At 60.6% G+C, this 25558-nt stretch carries 20 protein-coding genes and 3 pseudogenes; 16 read left to right on the top strand and 7 right to left on the bottom strand.

What is annotated here, in order from left to right:
• The 4 genes and pseudogenes from G3O01_RS08565 to G3O01_RS08550 form a co-directional block, all read left to right on the top strand.
• Positions 1-526 (top strand): hypothetical protein (locus tag G3O01_RS08565; RefSeq protein ID WP_241023776.1); only part of this gene is annotated, 526 nt, incomplete at its 5' end.
• A gap of 50 nt (positions 527-576) precedes the next feature.
• Positions 577-1137, top strand: a complete 561-nt coding sequence (locus G3O01_RS08560) for a hypothetical protein (protein WP_205804066.1) — start codon at positions 577-579, stop codon at positions 1135-1137.
• Positions 1138-1180: 43 nt separating this feature from the next.
• Entirely contained in the window at positions 1181-2416 is a 1236-nt protein-coding gene (locus tag G3O01_RS08555; RefSeq protein WP_205804065.1) for an MFS transporter, read from the top strand.
• Positions 2413-2607, top strand: a pseudogene (locus G3O01_RS08550) (arsenic transporter); the annotation flags it as partial. The gene G3O01_RS08555 and the pseudogene G3O01_RS08550, both read left to right, overlap by 4 nt.
• A 40-nt stretch (positions 2608-2647) precedes the next feature.
• Here the strand turns inward: G3O01_RS08550 and G3O01_RS08545 are convergent.
• Positions 2648-3772 (bottom strand): mandelate racemase/muconate lactonizing enzyme family protein, encoded by a 1125-nt coding sequence (locus tag G3O01_RS08545; RefSeq protein WP_205804064.1) that lies wholly within the window; start codon positions 3770-3772, stop codon positions 2648-2650.
• Between the two features lie 102 nt (positions 3773-3874).
• Here G3O01_RS08545 and G3O01_RS08540 point away from each other — a divergent pair, with 102 nt between their 5' ends.
• The 5 genes from G3O01_RS08540 (at position 3875) to G3O01_RS08520 (ending at position 10135) form a co-directional block, all read left to right on the top strand.
• Complete coding sequence (locus tag G3O01_RS08540) at positions 3875-4777, top strand: LysR substrate-binding domain-containing protein (RefSeq protein ID WP_205804063.1); 903 nt, start codon at positions 3875-3877, stop codon at positions 4775-4777.
• A gap of 121 nt (positions 4778-4898) precedes the next feature.
• Positions 4899-6662, top strand: coding sequence for an IlvD/Edd family dehydratase (locus G3O01_RS08535; RefSeq protein ID WP_205804062.1), 1764 nt, complete (start codon positions 4899-4901; stop codon positions 6660-6662).
• 188 nt (positions 6663-6850) lie between these two features.
• Positions 6851-7801, top strand: a complete 951-nt coding sequence (locus G3O01_RS08530; protein WP_205804061.1) for a dihydrodipicolinate synthase family protein — start codon at positions 6851-6853, stop codon at positions 7799-7801.
• A 72-nt stretch (positions 7802-7873) separates the two neighbouring features.
• Positions 7874-9181, top strand: coding sequence for an MFS transporter (locus G3O01_RS08525; protein ID WP_205804060.1), 1308 nt, complete (start codon positions 7874-7876; stop codon positions 9179-9181).
• Positions 9182-9190: 9 nt separating this feature from the next.
• On the top strand, positions 9191-10135 hold the full coding sequence (locus tag G3O01_RS08520; protein WP_205804059.1) for a 2-hydroxyacid dehydrogenase: 945 nt from the start codon (positions 9191-9193) through the stop codon (positions 10133-10135).
• Here G3O01_RS08520 and G3O01_RS08515 read toward each other — a convergent pair.
• The 4 genes and pseudogenes from G3O01_RS08515 to G3O01_RS08500 all read right to left on the bottom strand — a co-directional run.
• Positions 10136-10315 (bottom strand): annotated as a pseudogene (locus tag G3O01_RS08515) (amidohydrolase family protein); the annotation flags it as partial.
• Between the two features lie 57 nt (positions 10316-10372).
• The gene (locus G3O01_RS08510; protein WP_205804058.1) at positions 10373-11179 is read right to left on the bottom strand and encodes an NAD(P)-dependent oxidoreductase; all 807 of its coding nucleotides are present in this window, start codon (positions 11177-11179) and stop codon (positions 10373-10375) included.
• Between the two features lie 20 nt (positions 11180-11199).
• The gene (locus G3O01_RS08505; RefSeq protein WP_205804057.1) at positions 11200-12492 is read right to left on the bottom strand and encodes an MFS transporter; all 1293 of its coding nucleotides are present in this window, start codon (positions 12490-12492) and stop codon (positions 11200-11202) included.
• 83 nt (positions 12493-12575) lie between these two features.
• A complete protein-coding gene (locus tag G3O01_RS08500) occupies positions 12576-14123 on the bottom strand; it encodes an altronate dehydratase family protein (protein ID WP_205804056.1) in 1548 nt (515 codons plus the stop codon).
• Between the two features lie 182 nt (positions 14124-14305).
• Here G3O01_RS08500 and G3O01_RS08495 point away from each other — a divergent pair, with 182 nt between their 5' ends.
• The 7 genes from G3O01_RS08495 (at position 14306) to G3O01_RS08465 (ending at position 23324) form a co-directional block, all read left to right on the top strand.
• Positions 14306-15244 carry an SMP-30/gluconolactonase/LRE family protein gene (locus G3O01_RS08495; RefSeq protein ID WP_205804055.1) on the top strand — a complete coding sequence of 313 codons (939 nt, stop codon included), beginning with the start codon at positions 14306-14308 and terminating at the stop codon, positions 15242-15244.
• A 277-nt stretch (positions 15245-15521) separates the two neighbouring features.
• Positions 15522-16397: a glyoxalase/bleomycin resistance/dioxygenase family protein gene (locus tag G3O01_RS08490; RefSeq protein WP_205804054.1), complete on the top strand. Its 876-nt coding sequence runs from the start codon at positions 15522-15524 to the stop codon at positions 16395-16397.
• A gap of 438 nt (positions 16398-16835) precedes the next feature.
• The gene (locus G3O01_RS08485; RefSeq protein ID WP_205804053.1) at positions 16836-17981 is read left to right on the top strand and encodes a helix-turn-helix domain-containing protein; all 1146 of its coding nucleotides are present in this window, start codon (positions 16836-16838) and stop codon (positions 17979-17981) included.
• Between the two features lie 87 nt (positions 17982-18068).
• On the top strand, positions 18069-19871 hold the full coding sequence (locus G3O01_RS08480; protein ID WP_205804052.1) for an NAD(P)/FAD-dependent oxidoreductase: 1803 nt from the start codon (positions 18069-18071) through the stop codon (positions 19869-19871).
• A 109-nt stretch (positions 19872-19980) separates the two neighbouring features.
• Positions 19981-20844 carry an acetoin reductase gene (locus tag G3O01_RS08475; RefSeq protein WP_241023775.1) on the top strand — a complete coding sequence of 288 codons (864 nt, stop codon included), beginning with the start codon at positions 19981-19983 and terminating at the stop codon, positions 20842-20844.
• Positions 20845-21026: 182 nt separating this feature from the next.
• Positions 21027-22193 carry a hypothetical protein gene (locus G3O01_RS08470; protein ID WP_205804051.1) on the top strand — a complete coding sequence of 389 codons (1167 nt, stop codon included), beginning with the start codon at positions 21027-21029 and terminating at the stop codon, positions 22191-22193.
• Positions 22194-22274: 81 nt separating this feature from the next.
• The gene (locus G3O01_RS08465; protein ID WP_205804050.1) at positions 22275-23324 is read left to right on the top strand and encodes a 2,3-butanediol dehydrogenase; all 1050 of its coding nucleotides are present in this window, start codon (positions 22275-22277) and stop codon (positions 23322-23324) included.
• A gap of 298 nt (positions 23325-23622) precedes the next feature.
• Here the strand turns inward: G3O01_RS08465 and G3O01_RS45220 are convergent.
• Positions 23623-23934, bottom strand: a pseudogene (locus tag G3O01_RS45220) (LysR family substrate-binding domain-containing protein); the annotation flags it as partial.
• A 79-nt stretch (positions 23935-24013) separates the two neighbouring features.
• The gene (locus G3O01_RS08455; protein WP_205804048.1) at positions 24014-25411 is read right to left on the bottom strand and encodes a hypothetical protein; all 1398 of its coding nucleotides are present in this window, start codon (positions 25409-25411) and stop codon (positions 24014-24016) included.
• Positions 25412-25558: the final 147 nt, after the last annotated feature.

The raw sequence follows: 25558 nt of genomic DNA, 5'->3' as shown, positions 1-25558 counted from the left end.
CTCGCGCGTTCTCACCAATCCGGACGGTGACGTCGACGGCTTTCTGACGAGCGACGGCATGCTCGTGCATTTCCCGCCTCACATGGGTGCGCAACTCACATCGACGGTTCGCCTGGGCGACCAGGTGCAGGTCAGTGGATGGCGGAATGCGGCCGGCAATCTCACGGCGCAGCGCATCACCGACACCCGCAGCGGCCAGCAACTGGTGGATCAGCCGCCGCAGCCGGGCGCGCTGCCGCTGCCGCGTGAACTGCGCGGCGCGGGGCTGTCACGTCTGAGCGCGCAGGGCCAGGTGGCGCACGTCACGACCGCACCGCGCGGCGAACCGGATGGCGTAGTTCTGGTCGATGGCACCGTCATCAAGCTCACACCGCCAGTCGCCCAGCAGTTTCCGACGCTCGTGCAAACCGGCGCGAAGGTCTCGGCGCAAGGCTATGGCACCCGAAACCAGTACGGCACGGCATTGCAGGCGACGGCGTTCGGATCGCCCGGCAACCTGACCCGGCTCTACAACAGCGCTCCTTGAGCTACGCGCGACTTCAGCCCACTGAACCAACATCGAAAAGGATTAACGACATGCATTGGATCGATCCCAACAGCCTCCCCGAAACACGCGGCACGGTGACGCGTTTTCTGTTGAATCCGCACGGCGAACTGGACGGCCTGGTGCTCGGTTCGCGTCAACCGCAGCAAATCCACTTTCCGCCACACCTGTCGCGGCAGATTACGCGGCACGTGTCCGTGGGCGACGAGATCCGCGTGCGTGGCATCAAGCCGCGCAGCGCAGACATGATTGCGGCCGTCTCGGTCACGACGAAGACAGGCAAGGTCATTCTCGACGAGGGCCCGCCTCACAACGGCGAGAAGCATCAGCGGCCGGAAGCGGAGCGCAGACCGATGCAGGCGAGCGGCGAAGTGGTGCTGTCGCTGTTCGGTCCGAAGGGCGAGTTGCGTGGCGCGTTGCTGGACGATGGCACGTCATTGCGCATGCCGCCGCATGCCGCCACCGAACTGGCGTCCTACCTCGCGCCAGGGACGCACGTCCACGCGTGGGGGCACGGCGTTGGCAACCGGCACGGACGGACCATCGAAGTAGACGAGATCGCCGAACTGGTCGAAGCGCCAGTCGACGCCTGAAGCTGGGCGACGATGAAGCAGTTAAAACGATGGTGACCGACCGATGAACTCCCAGTACGCCCTCGAAGCACTTAACTTCTTCATGGCCGATGTGCAGGCGGGCATTGGGCCGTTTCTCGGCGTCTTTCTGCAGGCGCAGGGCTGGCATACTGACGCGATCGGTACGGTGATGACGCTCGGCGGCATCGCGGGCATGCTCGCGACGTCGCCAGCCGGTGCACTCGTCGACGCGACCCGGTACAAGCGCGGCATCATCGTCGCGGCGGGCGTGATGACGACGCTCGCCTCGCTCGTGCTGTGGGTGGCGCATACGTACTGGATGGTCGCGGCATCGCAGATTCTCACGGCGGTCACAGGCGCCGCGCTCGGACCTGCGGTGGCGGGCGTGACGCTCGGCATCGTTCATGAACGCGGCTTCGATCGACAGTTCGGCCGCAATCAGGTGGCCAATCACGCGGGCAATGTCGTCGGTGCGGCGCTGTCGGGCTGGCTCGGCTGGCGCTATGGATTCGGCGCGATCTTCGCGCTCGCGGGCGCCTTCGGCGCGTTGTCGGTCATCTCGACGCTGCTGATCCATCGCAATTCCATCGATCACGACTGCGCACGGGGTCTCGCCGCGACGTCGTCTGCGCAGCAGCATGAGCACGCGAGCGGCTTTCGCGTATTGTTGACCTGCCGTCCGCTGCTGCTCCTGTCCGCTGCGCTCGCGATGTTTCACCTTGGCAATGCAGCGATGCTGCCGCTCTATGGTCTTGCCGTCGTCGCCGCGCACAAGGGCAATCCGAGTGCGTTCACTGCGCAAACGATCGTGATAGCGCAACTGGTGATGGTTGCCGCCGCTTGCTTTGCGAACCCGCTGATCCGTCGTCTCGGCTACTGGGGCGTAATCCTGGTCACATTTCTTGCGCTGCCGTTGCGCGGCCTCGTCGCAGCGCTGTTCATCACGGCCTGGGGCGTGTGGCCTGTGCAGGCGCTCGATGGCGTCGGTGCGGGGCTGCAAAGCGTCGCTGTTCCCGCGCTCGTCGTGCGGCTTCTGCAGGGCACCGGGCGTGCGAACGTGGGACAGGGCGTGGTGATGACGGTGCAAGGCATCGGTGCCGCGCTGAGTCCTGCGCTGGGCGGCATGCTGGCACAGCACTTTGGCTATGCAGCGGCATTTCTCGTGCTGGGCGCCGTGTCGACGGGTTCGCTCGCACTGTGGTTGCTGTTCGGCACCGCCCTGAAGAAGGCCTGCGGCGTTCGCCGCGATCTGGCCAGCCCCAGCTCGCTCGCTACTTGAATCCGACTTTCCTCTTCTGGGGCATCGCGCTTGCCGCCACCGCGGGCGTCATACTGCATCCGTTTCGCTGGCTCGAAGCGATCTGGGCGGTGACCGGCGCCGTGTTGCTCGTCGCGCTCGGACTGCTACCAGTCAGTCTCGCGCTGGTGGCCGTCGGCAAAGGTATCGACGTGTACCTGTTTCTCATCGGCACGATCACATGAAAAATATCGCGGCTGGCAAGCTCAGCGATCAGTCCACAAGAGTCCATCTTCCATACTTCTCTACTTGCTGTTCATCAAACGCAAAGCCCAAGCCCGGTTCCTGATGCAGCATGATGCGTCCGTCGCGATGTTCCAGTTGCCGGTCGACCAGACGCCGAAAATTCAGCACCTGGTCATCCCAGAAGTACTCGACATAGCGCGCATTCGGCGTGGCTGCAACGAGCGGCGCGTGCAGATCGTGGAACCAGTGCGGACACATCACCACGCCATACGATGCAGCTGTCGAGGCAATCTTGCGCCATTCAGTAATCCCGCCGCACACAGCCGCATCCGACTGAAGGATCGACGCTGCGCGTTTGTCGAGCAACTCCTTGTGATACCAGCGGCCATAGCCGATCTCTCCCGTCGCGACCGGAATGCGCGTAGCTTCGGCGAGGCGTGCATGGTTCTCGACATCATCGGGTGAGAACGGCTCTTCAATAAAGTATGGATCGTACTGTTCGAAACGACGCACATGTTGCAATGCCTGAGTAAGATCGCGCCAGCCGTTATTCATGTCAATCATCAGTTCGATATCTGCGCCCACGGCTTCGCGTGCAGCCCTTACGCGCTGCTCCTCTTCCTGCGGCGACAGCCTTCCGCCTTTCATCTTGACGGCACGAAAGCCCTTATCGACATAGCTCGCCATTTCCTCGCCGAGTTGTGCGGGCGTCTTGCCTTCGAGGTAATAGCCGCCGCTCGCATAAGCGGGTACGCTGTCGAGTTCGTGGGCGCCGAGATATTTGTGCAACGGCACGCTGTGCGTGCGCGCATTGAGGTCCCACAACGCGATATCGAGTATGGATAGCGCACGCATGACCGTGCCCGCGCGACCCTGGAGGAGTGCTTCGTCGTACATCGCTTGCCACAAGCCTTCGACACCGTACGAGTCTCGTCCGATCAACACCGGCGCGAGCAACTGTTCGACTGCCGCGGTCAGCAACTGGCCGGCCGCACTGCCGATATAGCAGAAGCCCAGCCCTTCGACCCCATCCGTCGAGCGTATCTTGACGAGCCCGTAGTAACGTGTGGACACCGTACGCGTGGAAAACGATGTCACACGGTCCAGCGGCACGGCGGCCGCGCACACTTCGATGGATTCGATAACCGGCATGCCTGTCTCCCTGTGTCGTAAATGAACCCGGCTCCAGTGTGATGACACGCCTCGCGGTCTGGAAGTATCCTTTGGCTTCTTCAAACCAAAAAAATTCTTTCGATGGACTCGCGCTACTTGCAAAGCTTCGTGTTCGTCGTGGAACTCGGCTCCATCGCCGAAGCCGCGCGCAGGCTCGATCTGACACCCGCCGCCGTAGCGCAGCGCGTGAAAATGCTGGAGCAGGAGCTCGGCGCCACGCTTGTACGCCGCTCGGGTCGCACCGTCGGCGCGACGGAAGCTGGCGAGCGCATTCTGGCACGAGCGCGCGCGGTGCTACACGATATTCGCGATCTGCGCACAGATGTCGAGGACACCGATCAGCTAGCGGGGCAACTACGTCTCGGTGGCATGGCAACCATGATGGCCAGCCTTATCCCGGATGCGCTCGCGGTACTGCTGCGTCGCCATCCGCAGATCGATTTCTATCTGGAGCCAGGCACATCGCTGGATCTGTATCGTAAGGTGACGACCGGCGATCTTGACGCGGCCGTGATCGCACAGCCGCTTTTCAACCTTCCGAAGAGTTGCGACTGGCACACGTTCCGCACAGAACCGCTCGTCCTGCTCACGCCGGCATCCGTGCAGGTCGAAGACGTTCACGCCACACTCGTTTCCGAGCCGTTCATTCGTTATGACCGTAATGTCGTCGGCGGACAGCTTGCAGATACCTATCTCCGGCAACATGGAATCAAGCCGCATCAGCGATGCGAACTGGACGGGCTGGCCGCCATCGCGACGCTCGTCGATCGTGGCCTGGGCGTATCGCTGGTGCCAGACTGGGCGCCTCATGAATATCCCGGCCTGTCCGTGCGGAAATGGGCGTTGCCCAATGTGACACCCAAACGTCTTGTCGGGCTGATGTGGGGCCGCTCGTGCGCACGCATCCGGCTCGTGCAGGCCTTCCTTGGCGCAGCGGAGTCCATCCAGCGCGCGCGGCAGGACAAAGGCAAAACCGGGCGCTAGGGAACCGCCGTTCGTCTCCGGAAGCAAAAATTATTATGGTTTGAAGCAAGTCCGACGCGGTCACCGCGAAGGGTATCGGCCGGGATAATACACATTAAATTCCACAGGAGACGGTAGCATCATGAGCGATACGTTCAAGAAAACGCCAGCAAATGCGGATTCCCGGCAAGAGCCAGGCGGTCTGCGCAAATCGCTGACGAGCTACGGTGATAACGGCTTCTCCCTGTTTCTGCGCAAGGCATTCATCAAGGGCGCGGGCTACACGGACAGCGCGCTCGATCGCCCGGTGATCGGCATCGTCAACACCGGCAGCGCGTACAACCCCTGCCACGGAAATGCCCCGCAATTGATCGAGGCCGTCAAACGCGGCGTGATGCTCGGGGGCGGCCTGCCGATGGATTTCCCCACCATTTCCATTGCCGAATCGTTCTCGCAACCCACCAGCATGTATCTGCGCAACCTCATGTCGATCGACACAGAGGAGATGATCCGCGCGCAGCCGATGGACGCCGTCGTGCTGATCGGCGGTTGCGACAAGACCGTGCCCGCTCAACTGATGGGCGCGGCATCGGCGAACATTCCCACGATCCAGCTCATCACCGGTTCCATGCTGACGGGTGCGCACCGTGGCGAAAGGGTCGGAGCGTGCACCGATTGCCGGCGCTACTGGGGGCGCTTTCGCGCGGAAGAGATCGACGAAGCCGAAATCGCCGCCGTCAATAATCAGCTCGTCGCAAGTGTGGGTACCTGTTCGGTGATGGGTACGGCGAGCACGATGGCCTGCATCGCCGAGGCTTTGGGCATGACGGTGCCGGGTGGAGCGTCGCCCCCTGCGGTGACGTCAGACCGCATGCGCATAGCGGAGTTGACGGGCACGCAAGCCGTGCAGATGGCGCGCGATGGTCTCACCATCGACAGGATCCTGACAGCCCAGGCGTTCGAGAACGCGATGCGCGTGCTGCTCGCTATCGGCGGCTCGACCAACGGCATCGTGCATCTGACGGCGATCGCGGGACGCATGGGCTATGACGTGGACCTGAAAGCGCTCGATCGCATGGGACGTGAAACGCCCGTGCTGGTCGATCTGAAGCCATCCGGTTCACATTACATGGAGGATTTTCACAAGGCGGGTGGCATGGTCACCTTGCTGCGCGAACTCAAGCCGCTATTGAATCTCGACACGCTGACGGTTACGGGCCGCACACTGGGCGAGGAAATCGAAGCGGCGGGGCCGGCGTTCAGGCAGGACGTGGTGCGTTCCATCGACCAACCGATCTTTCCGCAAGGCGGCATCGCAGTTCTGCAGGGCAATCTCGCGCCAGGCGGCGCGATCATCAAGCAGTCCGCCGCAAACGCGCAGCTCATGGAGCACGAAGGCCGGGCGGTCGTGTTCGAGAATGCGGCGGATCTTGCCGCGCGTATCGACTCCGACGATCTCGATGTCGCCGCCGACGATATCCTCGTGCTGAAGAACATCGGTCCGAAGGGCGCGCCCGGTATGCCAGAAGCGGGCTACATACCGATTCCGCGCAAGCTCGCTACCGCTGGCGTGAAGGACATGGTACGCATTTCCGACGGCCGCATGAGCGGAACAGCGTTCGGCACCATCGTGTTGCACGTGACGCCCGAATCGGCGGTGGGTGGACCGCTCGCCTATGTCCAGTCTGGTGACCGGATTCGCCTGAGCGTGTCGAAGCGTGAGGTCAGTCTGCTGGTCAGCGATCAGGAACTCGCGACACGCGCAGCGCATCAACCCGTGACGATTCCGAGCGCGCCGCGGGGTTATCTCAAGCTGTTCTTCGATACCGTCACACAGGCGGATAAAGGCGTCGATTTCGACTTCCTGCGCTCGACAGAGCATCGCGGCATCACACCGGGAAAGTAGCCGCAACGCATCCATTGCTGTCCGTGTGAGGCCGCTTTCGAGCGGCCTCGTTCGTTCTTGCGCAGGGCTCGCATCAAACATCAAAAATTCTTTTCTTTGAAGCAAACGTGGCCCGGCACTTCGAGGTCTTGCCCGCGACGATACTGACCGCGACCCTCGACCCTGTCAGGACTCAGGAGACACCTGCCATGACTTTGCCAAAGACCTTTCAAGGCGCGCTATCGCCCGTGCTCACGCCATTTGACGACAACGGCGTGCCCTCGGCGGAGCGGCTCGTGCGCCATTGCCGCGCATTACTGAACGACGATGTCGGCCTCGCCGTGTTCGGTACCAACTCGGAAGCCAATTCGCTTTCGGTCGCGGAAAAGCGCGATCTGCTCGACGCGCTCATCGCCGCGGAACTGCCTGCCGCACGCATGATGCCCGGCACAGGCGCGTGCGCGCTTCCCGATGCCGTCGAACTGACCCGACACGCAGTCGCGAACGGCTGCGGCGGTGTGCTGATGCTGCCGCCGTTCTACTACAAGGGCGTAAGCGACGAAGGTCTGTTCCGCGCCTATGCAAGTGTGATCGAAGCGGTAGGCGACGCGCGGCTCAGGATCTATCTCTATCACATTCCGCCGGTCGCGCAGGTGCCGCTGAGTCTCGCGCTCATCGAACGGCTGTTGAAGGCATACCCGGGCACGATTGCGGGCATCAAGGACAGTTCGGGCGACTGGGAGAACACCTCGGCGGTCATCGACGCGTTCGCCGCAACAGGCTTCGAAGTGTTCGCGGGCAGCGAGACGTTCCTGCTGCGTACGTTGCGCGCGGGCGGAGCAGGGTGCATCACGGCGACCGGCAACGTCAACTCGGCGGCCATCGCCAGACTTGCGCGCGAATGGCAGGCGGTTGATGCCCCCGCGCAGCAGCGCCGACTCGATGAAACCCGCGCCGTGTTCCAGCGTTTCCCGATGATCGCCGCCATGAAAGCGGCGATCGCATGGCAGTCGGGGGATGAAGCGTGGGCGAACTTGCGTCCGCCACTCGTCGAACTCCATGCAACGCAACGAATGCAACTGGAGAACGCGCTGGAGGCAATTGGTTTTCGCATCCCTCATGCGGATCAGCTCGCGTTGCGCACGGAAGCGGCCCACTGACCATTGCGCAGAAGTCGTGCAGACAGGCGTCGTACACGCACAGCCATAAGCCAGCAGAAGAAGGAGACAACCTTGTACGAAAGCACGTCATTCCCCACATCTATCGAGACCAGCGAAGCCGATTCCATCTTTCGGCGCGTCGCGCTGCGCTTCATGCCACTGCTGTTTGTCGGTTACGTCGTGGCTTATCTGGATCGCGTGAACGTGGGCTTCGCGAAATTGCAGATGCTCAATTCGCTGCATCTGAGTGAAGCGGTATATGGCTTTGGCGCAGGACTGTTTTTCGTCGGGTACTTTTTCTTTGAGGTGCCAAGCAATCTGCTTCTGCATCGCATCGGCGCGCGCCGCTGGATTGCGCGCATCATGATTACGTGGGCGTTGCTGTCGATGGCGACGGCATGGGTCAGCACGCCCATGCAGTTCTATGTCGTGCGGTTCATGCTCGGCGTGGCGGAAGCGGGATTTTTTCCGGGCATGGTGCTCTATCTGACTTACTGGTTTCCATCGCAACGACGCGGCAAAATGGTCGCACTGCTGATGGCGGGCAATCCGGTGTCGGGGCTGGTTGGCGGACCGGCATCGGGATGGATCATGCATTCGATGAGTGGCCTGTGGGGACTCGCGGGCTGGCAGTGGCTGTTCATCATCGAAGCTTTGCCGTCAATTGCGCTGGGCATCGTGATCCTGAAGCATCTCGACGACCGCGTCGCTGACGCAGTCTGGCTCAACGAACGCGAGCGGCATGTGATTCAGGATGAAATCGCCGCAGATGCCGCCACGCAGACGCATGGCTCGGTGCGCGCCGTGTTCACGTCGGCGCGCGTGTATCTGATGTGCCTGATCCTGTTCGGGATTGTCATGGGTTCCTACGCCATCGGCTTCTGGCAACCGACGATTCTGCGCTCGACGGGCATCGAGGACGCTTTCGTCATCGGTCTTCTGACGATGATTCCCTACTCAGTCGCGCTCGTCGCGATGATCCTCGCTGGCAAACATGCAGACCGCACCCGCGAGCGGCGCTGGCACGTCGCGCTGCCCGCGCTAATCGCGGGCGCCGGCTTCGTGCTGTGCGCGCTGTTTGGCTCGTCGTCCGCGATGTCGGTCGCGGGTCTGACGCTCGCCACAGCTGGCGTCATCACTGCGTTGCCGATGTTTTGGGCGTTGCCTACTGCGTTTCTCGGCGGTACGGGCGCAGCGGCGGGCATTGCACTGATCAACTGCACGGGAAATCTCGCAGGCTTCATCAGTCCTGCCGTGATCGGCTGGCTCAAGACGATCACGCATTCGCTTTCGTCGGGACTGTTCGTGGTCGCGGCTTCGCTTGCGTTGTCAGCGCTGTTGATTCTCGTCTTCGTGCCGGCGAAGCTCGTCAACAAATAAGGGTGCGAAATGCGACAAGATCGTCTCACCTTGCCGCCCGTCCTGCAGATCGGCGAGTTTCCTGCGCTCGCCCAGTCGCTGCTAAACGACCGGCTACCGCTGCATTCGCTCGCCGATATCGACGCCGACGACAGGCTGCGCGGGCGCATCAGCGCGATCGCGACGCGCTCGAATTACGATATCGACGTGTCCCTGATCGAGCGTCTGCCGTCGCTACGCATTATCGCGACGAGCGGCGTCGGCTTCGACCGCATTCCGGTAGAGTTCGTGCGCGAACGCGGTATCGTCGTCACGAACACGCCCGACCTGCTCAACGCGGCCGTCGCAGAACTCACTATCGGCCTGTTACTCGGGCTATTGCGCCAGTTGCCGCGGGCGGATCGTTACGTGCGCGAGGGAATGTGGAGCCGGGACGCGTTTCCACTCGGATCGAGTCTCGCCGGAAAGCGCGTAGGGATCGTCGGCATGGGGCGCATCGGCAAGGAGATCGCGCGCCGCCTCGAACCGTTCGGGATCGAGATCGCTTACTTCGGGCGCACACGCCAGACGCTGCCATTCGAATGGTTCACCACGCCTACGGAACTCGCGCACTGGTCCGACATATTGATCGCGAGTTGTCCCGGCGGGAGCGCGACGAGGCATCTGATTAACGCTGCGGTGCTGAAGGCACTTGGTCCGAAGGGGCTTTTGGTGAATATCGCGCGCGGCTCGGTTGTGGACGAGGCTGCGCTCGTTGCGGCGCTCGAGAGCGGGTCGATTGGTGGAGCCGCCCTCGACGTCTTTGAAAACGAGCCGCTCGATGCCGGTTCGTCGCTCCGCACATTCGATACCGTTGTGCTTGCACCGCATATTGGCAGTGCGACGCACGAGACGCGGCTAGCGATGGCGCGCCTCACCGCCGACAATATCGTGTCGTTCCTGACGACGGGAAAGGCCCTGACACCGGTTATCTGACTAGTCGAATCCGTACAGCTTCGCGGGCGTATCCACGAGGATTGTCTTTCGCGTGGCCTGGTCCGGCACTACCCGCTCGAACAGGTCAGCAAGCAACGCGCCGTCCGGAATCCGGTTCAGCGGCTGCCCGGTCGGATGCGGCCAGTCGCTTCCCCACAGCACTCGCTCCGGCGCAACCCGCGTCGCGCGACGCTTCTCGTCGAATCCCGCCATGTCTTCTCCTGTTTATAGTGTCGTTCAGTCGATGCGATCCGGATCGCCCGCGAACTCGCGCAGGCAACCGAAACCGCCGTGAAAGAGGGCCTCCGTTTCGTCTTCGGGCGGATTTGACGCAAGGACATCTGCTGCATGCGCTTCGCCATCGTCCTCGGGAACATAGCCGAGTGCTCTCGCATTCGCATTGCTCCAGCGATTGCGCGCATTGTCCGACACGCCATATACGATGACGAAGTGATAATCCGGCGCATCAAGGCAGCGGCGCGTGAGCTGAACCATGTCGCGATGGCTGATCCAGGACGCGAGATGGCGCGGCGCGCTCGGCCGGTCGTCGGGGCGGAACGAGCCGATACGCATGCACGCCACTGACATTCCGTACTTGTCGGCATAGAGACGTCCGAGTGCTTCGCCGAATACCTTCGATACGCCGTAGCGGCTGTCGGGCCTGAACATGACAGTGTCGTCGATCATGCGGTTGCGCCGATGAAAACCCACTGCATGGTTTGAACTCGCGAACACCACGCGCTTCACGCCTGCCTGCCGTGCCGCTTCGAACACGTTGTAGCAGCCGTCGATATTCATGTCGCGAATCCTTTGCCACGCGTCCTCGTCTGGAATACCCGCGAGATGCACGACTGAATCGACACCCTCCATGATTGCGCGCAGTTGGTCGGGGCGCGTTATGTCCGCCGTGACGACTTCCTCATGCTCGCCCGCAGGCGCCTGGGCGGCGATATCCGCGAGCCGCAGTGCGTATTGCCCCGCCAGACCCGCCCGCAACACGCGGCCGATCAACCCGCCTGCACCTGTAATCAGAATTCGTTTCATGTCGGACGTTCCCCTGTATTTCAGCGCACCGCATGGCTTGCGACGCCAAGTTCGGAAGCACGGCGGTTGTGCACGAACAGTACCATCGCGATGACGCCGGTGAAATCGATAAGCGCACCGAACAGAAATGCGCTGTGATAACCGCCGAAATATTGAATCAGAAAACCGGTGAGTGCCGGCCCGATGATGCCCGAAAGATTGCTCAGGAAGTGAATGAAGCCACCCACGCCGCCTTGTCGATGCAGGGGCAGGATTTCGTGCTGGATGGCCCAGATCGCCTGACACGATCCGGTGAGAAACAGTAGCGCCGCGGCGATCAGCCCGACCGCTGCAGCAAGCGAGGTCGCCGACGTGATGCTCAGCACCGCGACGCCTGACAGCGCGAGCGGAATCGTCGCCACCAGCTTACGCGCCTTCACGGGATCATCCATGCGCCGGTAGATCCAGTCGCCGATCAGCCCGCCGCCAAAGTAGCCGATCGCGCCGCAGATCCATGGTATCGACGTGATGATACTCATCTGCTTGAGTTCGAGATGCAGCACGTTGGTGAGATAGCTCGGCAGCCATGAGATGAACACGTACTGTGTGTAATTCACGGCGAACAGCCCGGCGCCCAGTGCGAGCGTGCCCGGACGGCGCAGATAGGCGCCGAGTGTCATCCCATCGTCTTCCACGTTCGCGGCTTCGGAGACGGCGCGGCTCTCGTCGATCAGACGGCGTTCATCGGCTTGCACGCGGGCATTGTCGGCGGGTTTGTCGGTCACGAAGATGCGCCACACGATGAGCCACAGAAAGCCGAGCACCGCGATAACGATAAAGGAGGTGCGCCAGTCGAACGCATATGCGATCAACCCGACAATGGGACCCGCGATCGCATTGCCGAGCGTTTGCCCGGAGAACGTGAAGCCGATCATCGTCGAGGTTTCATGACGCGGAAACCAGTTCGAAATGGTTCTATTCGTGTTCGAACTCATTGGCCCTTCGCCGATGCCAAAGAACACGCGACACAGCAGTAGCGACACGAAACCCGTCGCTGCCGCCGTGAGGCCGCAGAACAGCGACCATAGACCCATGGCGTACGTGAACACGCGTACCGTGCCCCATTTGTCGGCGAAGTAACCTCCGAGAAACGAGAAGATCGAATAGCCGATGAAAAAGCTGCTGAAGATAATGCCGAGTTGCGAAGGGGACAGCTCGAGCGTTTTGCCCACGATAGGCGCAACAATGCCGAGTGCCGCCCGGTCCATGTAATTAATCGCGCCCGCTGTGAAGAGCAGGCCCGCGACGACATAGCGGTATTTGCCGGTTTTCATATGTCTCCTTGATTCATTTTATTGGTCACGCGGCTCGACCTTGTTTGCATTGTCGGCCGTCGTGGGTGACGCGAATTGCTACATCAACTCATGATGCCGATCTGCCATGGCACAAATTCGTGATCACCAAGGCCGAGCAGTTCGCTCCTGGTTCGTTTGCCCGAAGCCGTGGCCAGGAGTGCCTCGAATATGGTTTGCCCCATACTTTCGATGGTCGCTTCGCCATCCAGAATCGCGCCGCAATTCAGGTCCATGTCTTCGCTCAGCCGCCGGTACATCGCCGTATTCGTGGCGAGCTTGATCGACGGCACGGGTTTGGCACCGAACATCGAGCCGCGCCCGGTCGTGAATGCGATCAGATTTGCGCCGCCCGCGATCTGCCCTGTGGCCGACACCGGATCGAATCCCGGCGTATCCATGAATACGAGGCCGTTCTGTGTCACAGGTTGAGCGTAGCGATACACCTCCATCAGAGGCGTGGTGCCGCCCTTCATCGACGACCCGATCGATTTCTCGAAGATGTTTGCGAGTCCGCCGACCTGATTGCCGGGGCTGACTTTCCCGTTGATCTGCACGTCCCGGCCAACGGAATACTCTTCTTTCCACCAGCGAATGCGATCGACGAGCTTCTCACCTATTGCGCGACTCGCCGCGCGGCACGTCAGCGTGTGCTCGACCCCGTAGACCTCGGGCGTCTCCGAGAGGATCGCCGTGCCGCCGTGATGCACGAGAATATCCATCGCCGCGCCGAGCGCGGGATTCGCGCTGATGGACGAGAAACCATCGGAGCCGCCGCATTGCAGGCCAATCTTCAGATGGCTCGCGCTGACGGTGCGACGCGTTACATCGTTCGCGTGCGGCAGAAGTGTCTTCACGGTTTCGATGCCCGCTTCGATGGTTTTGCGCGTGCCGCCCGACTCCTGCATCACGAAAGTGTGCAGCCGCGAGTTCTTGCCTAAACCTTCCTGATCGAGCAATCCCTGTAATTGATTGCGTTCGCAGCCGAGTCCGACGATGAGTGCCGCTGCGAGATTGGCGTGACGCGCATAGCCCGCCATGGTGCGGCGCAAAAGTTGCATGGGCTCGCCGCTCATTTCCATGCCGCAGCCGATCGAGTGACTGAACGCCACGACGCCATCGACATTGGGATACGCTGCGAGACGCTCGGGCGTGAACCATTCCGCGATCTTGTGGACGACCGTCGCAGAGCAGTTCACCGTCGACAGGATGCCGATATAGTTGCGCGTCGCCACACTGCCGTCCGCGCGCACGATACCTTGAAACGTCGCGCGCTGTGACGGGGGTAGCAGGTTGACCGCGCGATAGTCCCTGCCGTACGCGTAATCACGGTCAAAATCACGAAACTCAACATTGTGTCCGTGAACCAGGGAGCCAGCCGGAATATCCGTCGCGGCGAAACCGATCACGACGTTGTACTTGAGGATCGGCTCGCCTCGCCGGATGGCGCGCGCCGCGATTTTGTAGCCTGCAGCTACCTGGCTGCGGCTCACGAAATCTTCCGCATCCACCCGTGTGCCGATGGCCACGTCAATTCGGGCGATAACCACGTTGTCTCTGGGGTGCAGGCGGATCACCGGGCCAGTCACGCGCTTTTCGTACTGCTCGATCATAGGGGTCTCATTCGCTCGATGGATAGGCGCGTAAAGCATGCGCTCTACGACTTGCCACACTCATGATACGAATTGGGGATTTGCTATGGCTTGCTTGAGAACCAAGAATTTTTATCGTCTGGAGGCTTAATCTGCGGGCTTCGACCCACTAACGCGATGCATAACGACAGGGAGATGATCACATGTGGCAGCAGACCGAACGCTATCCCGACCCCCGTGTGATCTCGCTCGATCCGTCTTTCGATAAATATCGCGTGAACTTTTCCGCGGTCGAGCGCCTTGCAACCGGCTTTCGGTTCACCGAAGGTCCAGTGTATTTTGGCGACGCGCGATGCGTACTGTTCAGCGACATTCCGAATAGCCGCATCCTTCGCTGGGACGAGGAAACGGGCGCAGTCAGTGTCTATCGGGCGCAGTCGAATTACGCGAACGGCAATACGCGGGACCGGCAGGGACGGCTCATCACATGTGAGCATGGACGGCGTATTACACGCACGGAATACGACGGGCGTGTCACCGTGCTGATGGATTCGTTCGACGGAAAGCCGCTCAATTCACCGAACGATGTGGTGGTCAGATCGGATGAGTCGATCTGGTTCACGGATCCGCCGATGGGTATCTGGGGCCATTATGAAGGCGACAAGGCCGAGCCACAGCTGCCACACTCGATATACCGGATCGACGGAAAGACAGGCAAAGCGAGCCTCGTCACCGCCGACCTCAAGGGTCCCAATGGTCTGTGCTTCTCGCCCGACGAGAAACTGCTCTATGTGACCGAATCGCGTGGCGTACCGAACAAGCTGATTCACTGCTACGAAGTGTCGGACGACCGACGCGAAATCGGCCGTGGCAAGGTGTTCTACGACGCTGGCGCGGGCACTGTGGACGGCATACGGGTAGACGTCGATGGCAACCTGTGGTGCGGATGGGGAATGGGCAGCGAAGAACTGGACGGCGTTATGGTGCTGTCGCCAGCAGGCAAACTTATCGGCCGTATTGCACTCCCCGAGCGCTGCGCGAACATCTGCTTTGGGGGGCCGAAGCGTAACCGGCTGTTCATGGCGGCGTCGCAATCGCTCTACGCGGTGCATCTGAACACGCAAGGCGTCGCCGGAGGCTGAAGTTCTTTGTTCGGAGCGCAGACCTTCTGCTGGGCTGTTATCGCGGATCCTGAGTCCGGACGTCCTTATGGTCTGTGTCGATGAGCTACCGCCGTCACGCTTCGCCATCTTCGCGGAGAACCGCGCGCGCTTGATTTTCCTGGAATAGCTTGTGCCTGGGGGCGTGTGATTAAGGGATCTCATTTGATGGACAACGTCCGCGCACGAGCGACAAGGCGGCGAGCGCCGCATAAGTGGTGTATGTTTGCTTTACCGCATCAACCCTTCGAGGCCTCAGATGGATCGTTCCGATTACGCACGTGAAGACACGGGCAATCTCGTGCTGCTAGAGCATGTCAATCTCACCGTACCGGACCAGCATCTCGCCACAGCGTTCTACGTAAGCGCACTCGGGCTGACGCGCGATCCTTATCTGATGACGGGCGTGACGAACATGTGGATCAATATCGGCCGCTCGCAGATCCACTTGCCGCGCGGCGAGGCTCAGCGCTTGCGCGGACATGTCGGGTTGATCGTGGGCACGCGCGCGGCGCTGATCGAGCGGCTGCATGCCGCGCAGCCACTGCTCGCACAGAGCCAGTTCGGGTGGACTGAACGGGACGACCGCGTCGAAGTGACGTGTCCGTGGGGAAATCGTTACGACTGTCTCGACCCCGATGCACATGCGTCAAGTGACCCGTGGTCACGCATCGATCTTGGCATTGCGTATGTGCAACTTGACGTACCCGTGGGCTGCGCGTCGTCGATTGCTGCGTTCTACGGCGAGATGTTCGCGGCGTCGGCAGACGTGGGCGAGCGCAACGGCTCGGTGCAGGCCGTGGTGGCGATCGGAGGCCATCAGCAGCTCATCTACGCGGAAACGCTTACGGTAAGCCAGGAATACGATGGGCATCATATTCAGATATATGTGGCTAATTTCTCGGAACCTCATGCACGGCTCGCGGGACGCGGCTTGGTCTATGGAGAAGAGACGCATCAGTTTCGCTTCGCCGATCTTATCGACCCTATGAGCGGTGCCCAATGCTTCAGACTCGAACATGAAGTCAGGAGTTTGCGTCATCCGCTGTATGCACGACCTTTGGTGAACCGGAACCCGCATCTGACTAACCGGAATTACCAGATGGGTGACGAAGCGATCAAAGGTGCGTTTTGAACCGCGTCGTTCTTTGGTCGGTCGATTTCGCAAGACAGGAGGGCTTGCGCGGCCTTCGTGCGACCAACCAGGTCGTGTAACGAGAGCAACACTTTCCTTATGCCCCGTAAGTCCAAACGTCAACGTCAGCTTGTCGATAAAAAACAGATCGACTCGCACCGATCTGGCAATCGTCTCCGACCCTTACGTTGGCTATCCTGCGCGTGCAACTGGAACAGGGCTACGCTGTCACAACGTGCATGAGACTTGCTCCGGGGAACCCGCGTGAGAGCTGCCGGGCGGGCCTGCCGACTGAGACGGACGTCTCAATGACATCGATGGTGCATTGCAGTGTGATCTCCGCGAACACGCGTGGTACAACGCAATAACCAACGAAGTATCGATGTGTCGCGCAGCGACGTGACGTGTGCGACGCCATCGGACCGCCGGAGACTCGACATGCCCTATGTTCCGCAGACTCGACATATCGAACGCGTGCGCAATGCGATCGAGGCGCGTACGTTGCGCCCGGGCGAGAGTGCATCGCCGCGACTCATCTCGTCGTACCGGCGCTCGCTCGAGCAATATCACCTCGATCCGGGCGCCACGATTGGGCCCCGTATCCTCACCACGACGGAGCTACGCGATGTGCGGCAGCGCGAGGAACCGGTGTTGCGCGCATCAGGGCAGTGTCTGTCGCAACTGCATGAAATGGTGCGCGAAGCCGACTACTGCGTGATGCTGACCGATGCGGCGGGCGTGACGATCGACTACCGCGTCGACCCTGACCGGCGCAACGCATTCAAGCGCGCGGGCCTGTACCCCGGTTCGTGCTGGTCTGAGCGTGAGGAAGGCACGTGCGGCGTCGCGACCGTGTTGCTCGACCACGAACCTATCACCGTGCACAAGGTCGACCACTTTCGCGCCGCGTTCACTACGCTGACGTGCAGCGCGTCGCCTATCTTCGGCCTTTCCGGCGAACTGATCGGCGTGCTGGACGCATCGGCCGTACGGTCGCCGGACGACCGCGACAGCCAGCGGCTCGTGAACCACATCGTTCGACAAAGCGCGGTGTTGATCGAAAACAGTTATTTTCTGCATGCCACGACGCACCGCTGGGTGATCCTCGCGCATCGCAATCGCCACTTCGTGGAAACGCAGCCCGAGATTCTGATCGCCTTCGACGAGCGCGGCCGCGCGGTTGCCGCGAACCGCCGGGCGAAGGAATGCGTGTCAGGGCTCGAGCACATGCCGTGCGACGTGTCTGAGCTCTTCGATATCCGCGCCTTACGACTGCTCGATGCCCGCATGGGGTATGACTTCATCACGTTGCGGCTCGTAGGGAGCGGCGAGCCGCTTTTTGCGCGGGTACGCCCGCCGGTAGTTCATACGTCGCACCACCGGCATGGCGTAGCAGACGCCACCGTCAGTTCCCTTCCGGCGCCCTCAGGCGAAGCCGATACGAACGAGCGTCGACGGATCGTCAACGCGATGACGACGGCCAAATGGCATCCCGTCGAAGCAGCGAAGCTCCTCGGCATATCGCGGGCGACACTCTACCGGCGCATCGCCAAGCACAACATCGTCCCGCCACACCGACGCTGATCACGCCGCTTTTGTGGCCCTGTTCCACGGGGCCACAACCTGCCTTTAGCACTGTATTGACCATCCGTTTTTTATGGAGGAGTAACCGTGGCCGAAGTCAATTCCAGATCCACCGTAGCAGACGTGCTCGAGCGCCTGAACACCGCGCTCGCAAAGCGGGACATTCCCGCCGTCGTCGAACTGTTCCAGCCTGATTGTTACTGGCGCGACCTCGTGAGTTTCACCTGGAACATCAAGACCATGGAAGGCCGGGAGCAGATCGCTTCGATGCTGGAAGCGCAACTGGATAGCGCTGATGCATCTGATTTCCGCGTCGCCGTGGGTGAACCCGAAACCGAAGTGGATGGACTCGCGCAGGCGTGGATCACGTTCGAGACGGGCGTCGCACGCGGCAATGGTTTCATCCGCCTGAAGAACGGTCGGATCTGGACGCTGCTCACCGTGATGAGCGAACTGAAAGGCCACGAAGAACCGAAGAATGTCAGGCGTCCGATGGGCGCGGAGCACGGCGCGCGCACGGACCGGACGAGCTGGAAGGAGCGTCGCGAGCATGAAAATGAAACGCTGGGTGTGACGACGCAGCCGTATTGTTTGATTGTCGGTGGCGGACAGGGCGGCATCGCGCTCGGTGCGCGCTTGAGGCAACTGAACGTGCCGACCATCATCATCGACAAGAACGACAAGCCGGGCGATGCATGGCGCAAGCGCTACAAGACGTTGTGCCTGCACGATCCCGTCTGGTACGACCACATGCCTTACCTGCCGTTTCCCGACAATTGGCCAGTGTTCACACCGAAGGACAAAGTGGGCGACTGGCTGGAGATGTACACGAAGGTGATGGAACTGAACTACTGGAGCGCCACCACCTGCAAATCGGCCCACTATGACGAGACCGCGAAAGAATGGGTGGTGGAAGTCGAGCGTGGAGGCGAGACGCTCACGCTGCGTCCCAAACAACTCGTGCTCGCAACGGGCATGTCGGGCAAGCCGAATGTTCCCGCGTTCAAGGGGCAGGATGTATTCGAAGGCGAACAGCACCATTCGTCGCAGCATCCGGGACCGGACGCATATCGCGGCAAGAAAGTCGTGGTGATCGGCGCGAATAATTCGTCGCACGACATCTGCGGCGCGCTCTGGGAAGCGGGCGTGGACGTCACCATGGTGCAGCGCTCGTCGACGCATATCGTGAAGTCGGAATCGCTGATGGAGCATGCACTCGGCGATCTTTATTCGGAGCGCGCCGTCGCCTCGGGCATGACGACATGGAAAGCCGACATGACTTTCGCGTCGTTGCCGTACAAGATCCTTCACGAGTTCCAGATTCCCGTCTACGAGAAGATCCGCGAACTCGACTCCGGGTTTTATGCACGTCTCGAACGCGCGGGGTTCATGCTCGACTTCGGCGACGATGGCTCGGGTCTCTTCATGAAGTATCTGCGGCGCGGCTCGGGCTATTACATCGATGTCGGCGCGTCCGACCTCGTCGCTGACGGCAAGATCAAGCTGAAAAGCCGCGTCGACGTGGTGGAGCTGAAAGCGCGTTCGGTACTGCTGTCGGACGGCACCGAGTTACCCGCTGACCTCGTTGTCTATGCAACGGGTTATGGATCGATGAACGGCTGGGCCGCCGATCTGATCTCTCGCGAAGTGGCCGACAAGGTGGGCAAGGTGTGGGGCCTCGGCTCCGCGACCACGAAAGACCCTGGCCCGTGGGAAGGCGAGCAGCGCAACATGTGGAAGCCGACGCAACAGGAAGCGCTGTGGTTTCACGGCGGCAATCTGCATCAGTCGCGTCATTACTCACAGTATCTGTCACTGCAACTGAAAGCACGCATGGAAGGCATTCCGACGCCGGTATTCGGGCTGCAGGAAGTGCATCACCTGTCGTAGCGCAATGCGGACGTCTGGCGCTGAACGCAGGTCACGGTGTTCAGGCGAGCATGCATAACAATTCTTTCATGGGGCGACCGGCATGGCGGAACAGCAGTGAGCTCTGCGCATGCCGAAAGCAACGGTCCGGCAGTCCATTTGTGTTGAAGCTGACAAATCGGGCTGCCGGTTCAAACTTCTCGAAGGAAATGCGATGACTATTCATACGAAGGTGGCACTCGTCACCGGCGCCGGACAAGGTATCGGCCGTGGTATTGCAGTGCGCCTCGCGAAGGATGGTGCCGACCTTGCGCTGGTCGATATCCATGCGGAGAAATTGCAGGCGGTTGCAGCCGAGATTCGCGATCTCGGCCGACGGGTCACCACTTACGTGGCCGACGTGTCGAAGCGCGACGATATCTATGCCGCAGTCGATCATGCGGAAAAAGAACTGGGCAGCTTCGACATCATGGTCAACAACGCAGGGATCGCTCAGGTACAGGCAATTCTCGATGTCACGCCGGCCGAGGTAGAGCGGATTCTGAAGGTCAACGTCGAGGGCGTGTTGTGGGGCATTCAGGCAGCTGCGAAGAAATTCAAGGCGCTTAAAAAGAAGGGAAAAATCATCAATGCGGCTTCGATCGCGGGTCATGATGCGTTCGCGCTGCTGGGCGTTTATTGCGCAACGAAGTTCGCGGTACGAGCGTTGACGCAAGCGGCGGCGAGAGAGTTGGCGAGTGATGGGATCACGGTCAATGCCTATTGTCCGGGTGTGGTCGGAACGGACATGTGGGTCGAGATAGACAGGCGCATGGCGGAAATAACAGGCGCGCCCGTCGGCGAAACCTACAGGAAGTATGTCGAGGGTATCGCGCTGGGTCGTGCGGAAACACCCGACGATGTGGCCGGACTGGTTTCCTACCTCGCGGGCCCTGACTCCGATTACATGACTGGACAGGCACCGTTGATCGACGGAGGACTGGTCTACCGATAGCGCACTGGCGGTCTCGTAACAGGCCGGATCGTCCCATCTCCGGCCGACGCCTGTTCACTCCATAGCGCCACGTCGATCGACGTGGCTGGGGCTCTTTACGTCCGATTTCCACGCGCGCGACTGATTATCGCAATTCCCGCGCGCCATTCGATCGGGCTCTTATCGTATTGGATACGCCGATCATGGAACCCACCAGTTCGAACATGGCTGCGCAAGAGGAACTCTCTTCTGCGCCAGCGGGATTCGTCCTCAATCCTTTTGCGTTTTCGGTTGCTGTGTTTGTGATTGTGCACGTCATCAGCCTGTGCATATGGCGTTTGTTCGTCGATGCCAGACTGGCCGTCTGGAAGTACTCGCCGCAACCCTTTGGCATGTACCTGTTCTGGGGCATCCTGGTACTTGTCTTTATCGGGTTCAACTTCGGCATGGCGGGGTTTTCGGCATTCAGACAACCTGTCCGGGGATGTATCGCGACAGTCGCTACCGTCGCACTTGCATTCCTTTTGCCGGGTTTACTCGTTTATGGCTATGGCGCATTGGACCCGGCATTTACCGCAGTGGGCGGTGCCGGGTACGGTGCGGCCGGCCTGATTGTACTGATCGGCTTCTACGGTTTCGGCATCCTGGCGACAGGCATGTCGGGATGGCCGTGGTCCGATAGCGGCGTGAAGCCTGTCGCAGGCAGTGTTGCACAACTGGCGAGCGGTTGTTGCCTCACTGGACTCGGTTATTTTTTGCTTATATACCCGAACCTGACGACCACTTCTTCACCTCACGCACCGCTGCTTACCTTGCCGGTCGCGATCGGCTGGTTCTATTCCGTTATCGTCGCGTGGCTAACCACGTACCTCATTTTCGACAACTGGCCATGGACCATGCTGGGACGGAAAAGCCACACGGCGCTTGCAGCACTGGCGGGCAATTTCGTACTGGGAACAGCACTCTATTCAATCCATCTCGCGTTGCTGAAGTGGTTTCTTATGCCATCGAGCGCTATCGAAAAGCTCGGTGCGTCACTCCCAGTCTGGCCCGCGCAATTGGGTGTCTGGATTGCTGTCTGGCTGATCTTCTGGGTCAACGTCGCAGGCAACTGGCCGAACCGGTTCAGCATGTTCACGAACCGGGTAATACGCGCCTCGGTTTGTTGGGGATTGGGTTTGATTTCTTTTGAAATCTACACCCGATGGTTCGCCGTCTCCGTACTTCATGAAGCGGAAATCGTACCGGGCTTTGGTGGCGATCCGCTTACCTGGGTCGATCTGCTCAACTTCGTGATGCTGATTTATGTCGTCTATTTCGAATTCTATGGTCTTTCCAGAAAGAAGACCGTGAATAACCTTGCCGCTTGATCTTCACCCATCTGTGGGTAACGCGCGTTGCATGATGAACCGCGACGTGAATTCTGTATTTAACAGAAGGAGTCGTTCACTATGAAAGCTGCTGTTTACTACGGTAATCGCCAGATCACCATTGACGATGTTCCCGAGCCGTCTCCATCGAAAGGCGAAGTAAAGATCAAGGTAAGTCGAAACGGCATCTGTGGCACCGACATTCACGAATACTTCGACGGTCCAGTGCTGATTCCGAAGACTGAGCCGCATCCACTCACTGGCAGAACGTTGCCCGTCGTGATCGGGCATGAGTTCTCTGGAACTGTCGTGGAGATCGGGCCCGACGTCACGGGCATACGGGAAGGCGATAACGTCGCGATCGAACCAGTTATTCGTTGTGGCACGTGCAGGCCGTGTCGATCGGGCTTTTATAACGTCTGCAGTTGCGTGGGCTTCCAGGGACTCTCGTCCGATGGTGGCATGGCGGAATATGCGGTCGTACCGAGCCACATGGTTCACAAGCTTCCGGGGAACGTTCCTGTCGAAATGGGCGCGCTGGTCGAACCGATGGCAGTCGCCTATCACGCCGCCACGCTTGGAGACGTGAATGCCGGGAGTCGCACGCTGATTTTCGGCGCGGGTCCGATTGGTATCGGCCTGTGGTTCGCATTGCGCGGGATGGGCGTGACTGAGATTGACGTCGTCGAACCTTCGGCAACCCGGCGCAAGGCAATCGAAGGACTAGGCGCACGCACGATCGATCCCGCAAGCGTCGACGTGCCGGCGCTTATCGCGGATAGAATCAATGGTGAAGGTGTCGATGCGGCGTACGACGCCGCGGGTGTTCCCGCAGCTGTTGCGACCGCGCTGCAATCGCTTGGAGAACATCGGACACTTGTAAGTGTTGCGATCTACGACAAACCCATGCTGACACCTTTGCTCGAGACTGTTATGCGTGAGCGGCGCATACAGGGCACGCTCTGCTACACAGGCAAGGACTACAAGAGCGTGATCGACCTGATGGAGCGTGGGCACTATCGGACCACGGGTTGGGTTGAAACTGTGCCGCTGGAAAATGTGCTCGCCGAGGGTTTCGAAGAACTGCGAGCCGGGCGAAAAATGAAGGTTCTGGTTGACCCGGCACAATAGAATCCGGGTGCAGTTGGGCGGGTAGGTGCCAGTGCCAGCAGCGAAACCATTCATCGGTTCCCGCGACCGCGGCACCCCGAGGCAGATGTCGGCACGTGGCTTTTTGTCAGAAGCACTCGCGCAGTGTGGCTGACGGAGGTGGGTGTCGACTATCTGATGCGCGTCGAAGCCATTCTCGAAGCGCTCGAAGAGGCGAGTCCCGAAGCTTGCGAACAGCGCCACCCGCAGAGTTGATCGATCGTCGCGGAATGGTCTCAACGAGTCGACGCCCTTGGCCCACGGCCAATGATCGCCGTGACACCATCGCGTCGACCATTGGATTATGACGGGCGGGATCCCAGGCCAGCGCGGCGGTGACCACCATCACGCGCTCCTTCAGCGGACGAACGACGACGTTCTCAGACGCGAGCTTGTGCATGGAAGCAGGCACAAGGGCAATGCCCTGACCACATCCCACAAAAGCAATCTGTGACATCACCGACCGCACCTCATGCAAGACTCGAGGAGCAAAACCATGTGACTGACAAACTGCCGTCAGAAAGTCAAAGTATGCTGGACTGACCTCTCGCGACGACATTACTAAATACTCGATATCAACGGCAGGCACCCGTCTTTCTGGCGCCCGGCGCGCACGCCGAGTGGCTGCAGCGGCGTCGCGTGTGGATCGACACCGCCATGCTCTTCGACCACTACAACTGGATAGCCTGCTGCAGCAGTTCCAGCGCTTTCAGCTCGTCCAGCCGACCCGTGCGTGCCTTACCAGCCAGCGTCTTGATCAACGCCTCCGCGATCGGTGCAATACCGTGCAGCGTGTCCAGACTGGTCACGGAACTGACAGGCAGTAGCGCCGCATTTTGCGGTGGCGCTCCAGAGGCCGGCAATAACTCGGGCATTGACTCCGGGCGCGCCCCTGGCGATGTAGGAGCCGCGGCGTGACTGTCTGCCAATGTGCGGCCGGCAGCGTCGTCGGAGAAGTCATTGACGCGAGCTTGCGCGCTGACGATGGCCGTCTCCTTGACTTCCGCGTCATCCGCTGGGGCAGGTGAGGGCTGTGCGGACCCGCCCACGGCGGTCGCACGCTTGCGTCTTGTGCGGACCGCTTCGCCAGCGGGTTTCGCCTGTACGTCATTGTGCGCGGCCGGCGCCAACGGCTCGTCCTGCTTGACGGCTGCGCGCCCGCGTGGAGCCGGTGCAAGCATACGCGACACGGACTCCGGAATTTCCGCTTCGGTACGCGGGATGTCAAGCCAGCCAACAGGCAATCCGAGTCGCGCCGCAAACCGGTTTGCTTCTGCACTGTCCATGCGCTTTTTGCCGTGGAGCCGGTCGGCGATGTTGAATGCACTCATCTCCATGACGACGCCAAGTCGTACTTTTGATCCGTTGCGACTCGTGAGAAGGTGGAGGTTGGTGCGCCGGATGGTCTCCAGCTCAGCACTGTCGCTCAGTGCCAGCGGTTGTTGCTGTGGCATTTTGGGAGACACCTTGTTCTTCGCAGACGTAGCCTTGAGTGGAGCGCGGACTTTAGGCTGTCTGGCCGCTCCGCTTTGACTGTTCTTGACGGTCCTCGGGGAGCCGGCTGTGATTTTCTTGGGCATTTGTACTTCCTCGGACACACTGACTTCTGGAACGGCTTCGTCGTCGACCGTCCTGGCAACTGTCGGTTCAGGTACTTCGGACGCTGTGTCGGGACCTTCATCGATCTGAACGAAGTCGAGCGGTGACTTCAGACGCGCGATGGTCTCGTCCGCGAGCGCAGGATTGGGTTGGTCAAAGAAACCATGCGGTAAGCCAAGCGTAGTTTCCATGTGAAAGGCAGTCTCCGGCGTGAACCGCTCGCCCTTCATCAGTTCGGCCACGCGCGCCATGTTCGATTCGAGTGCGATGGCGATATTCTCTGCGCCGACCGCATCGATTAGAAACTGGAACGATCGTGTCTTGAAGATGGAGGCAGTTTGCGCGGCGTCTTTGGCCGGCGCTTTCACATACGGAGAACTCTGCCGTTGGGGCGGAGAAGTTTTCTCGTGGTGAAGTTGGCGTGGACCGTTGCGCCGGGATCCCGCATATCGCCCGCGGGGTTGACTCATAAGATACGGCTCCATGCGGTGTGTATTCTGGATATGCCGATTATAGACGAGGCGATTTGGGTGCAGGTGAGGCGCTTTAGCCATCCAGACTTACGGCACGGGGACATCAACCTGATTTGCGCGCGCGAGCAAAAGATGAAGCCAGGC

Origin of the sequence: Burkholderia sp. Ac-20365 (assembly GCF_017104715.1) — a bacterium.
In the GTDB taxonomy this organism is placed as follows: Bacteria; Pseudomonadota; Gammaproteobacteria; order Burkholderiales; family Burkholderiaceae; genus Paraburkholderia.
This window is presented reverse-complemented; position numbering and strand designations above follow the sequence as displayed.

Excerpts from the sequence above, each read along its gene's own strand:
- G3O01_RS08560 (WP_205804066.1), top strand. The coding sequence starts at position 577 with ATGCATTGGATCGATCCCAACAGCCTCCCCGAAACACGCGGCACGGTG.
- G3O01_RS08555 (WP_205804065.1), top strand. The coding sequence starts at position 1,181 with ATGAACTCCCAGTACGCCCTCGAAGCACTTAACTTCTTCATGGCCGAT.
- G3O01_RS08545 (WP_205804064.1), bottom strand. The coding sequence starts at position 3,772 with ATGCCGGTTATCGAATCCATCGAAGTGTGCGCGGCCGCCGTGCCGCTG.
- G3O01_RS08540 (WP_205804063.1), top strand. The coding sequence starts at position 3,875 with ATGGACTCGCGCTACTTGCAAAGCTTCGTGTTCGTCGTGGAACTCGGC.
- G3O01_RS08535 (WP_205804062.1), top strand. The coding sequence starts at position 4,899 with ATGAGCGATACGTTCAAGAAAACGCCAGCAAATGCGGATTCCCGGCAA.
- G3O01_RS08530 (WP_205804061.1), top strand. The coding sequence starts at position 6,851 with ATGACTTTGCCAAAGACCTTTCAAGGCGCGCTATCGCCCGTGCTCACG.
- G3O01_RS08520 (WP_205804059.1), top strand. The coding sequence starts at position 9,191 with ATGCGACAAGATCGTCTCACCTTGCCGCCCGTCCTGCAGATCGGCGAG.
- G3O01_RS08510 (WP_205804058.1), bottom strand. The coding sequence starts at position 11,179 with ATGAAACGAATTCTGATTACAGGTGCAGGCGGGTTGATCGGCCGCGTG.
- G3O01_RS08505 (WP_205804057.1), bottom strand. The coding sequence starts at position 12,492 with ATGAAAACCGGCAAATACCGCTATGTCGTCGCGGGCCTGCTCTTCACA.
- G3O01_RS08500 (WP_205804056.1), bottom strand. The coding sequence starts at position 14,123 with ATGATCGAGCAGTACGAAAAGCGCGTGACTGGCCCGGTGATCCGCCTG.
- G3O01_RS08495 (WP_205804055.1), top strand. The coding sequence starts at position 14,306 with ATGTGGCAGCAGACCGAACGCTATCCCGACCCCCGTGTGATCTCGCTC.
- G3O01_RS08490 (WP_205804054.1), top strand. The coding sequence starts at position 15,522 with ATGGATCGTTCCGATTACGCACGTGAAGACACGGGCAATCTCGTGCTG.
- G3O01_RS08485 (WP_205804053.1), top strand. The coding sequence starts at position 16,836 with ATGCCCTATGTTCCGCAGACTCGACATATCGAACGCGTGCGCAATGCG.
- G3O01_RS08475 (WP_241023775.1), top strand. The coding sequence starts at position 19,981 with ATGCCGAAAGCAACGGTCCGGCAGTCCATTTGTGTTGAAGCTGACAAA.
- G3O01_RS08470 (WP_205804051.1), top strand. The coding sequence starts at position 21,027 with ATGGAACCCACCAGTTCGAACATGGCTGCGCAAGAGGAACTCTCTTCT.
- G3O01_RS08465 (WP_205804050.1), top strand. The coding sequence starts at position 22,275 with ATGAAAGCTGCTGTTTACTACGGTAATCGCCAGATCACCATTGACGAT.
- G3O01_RS08455 (WP_205804048.1), bottom strand. The coding sequence starts at position 25,411 with ATGAGTCAACCCCGCGGGCGATATGCGGGATCCCGGCGCAACGGTCCA.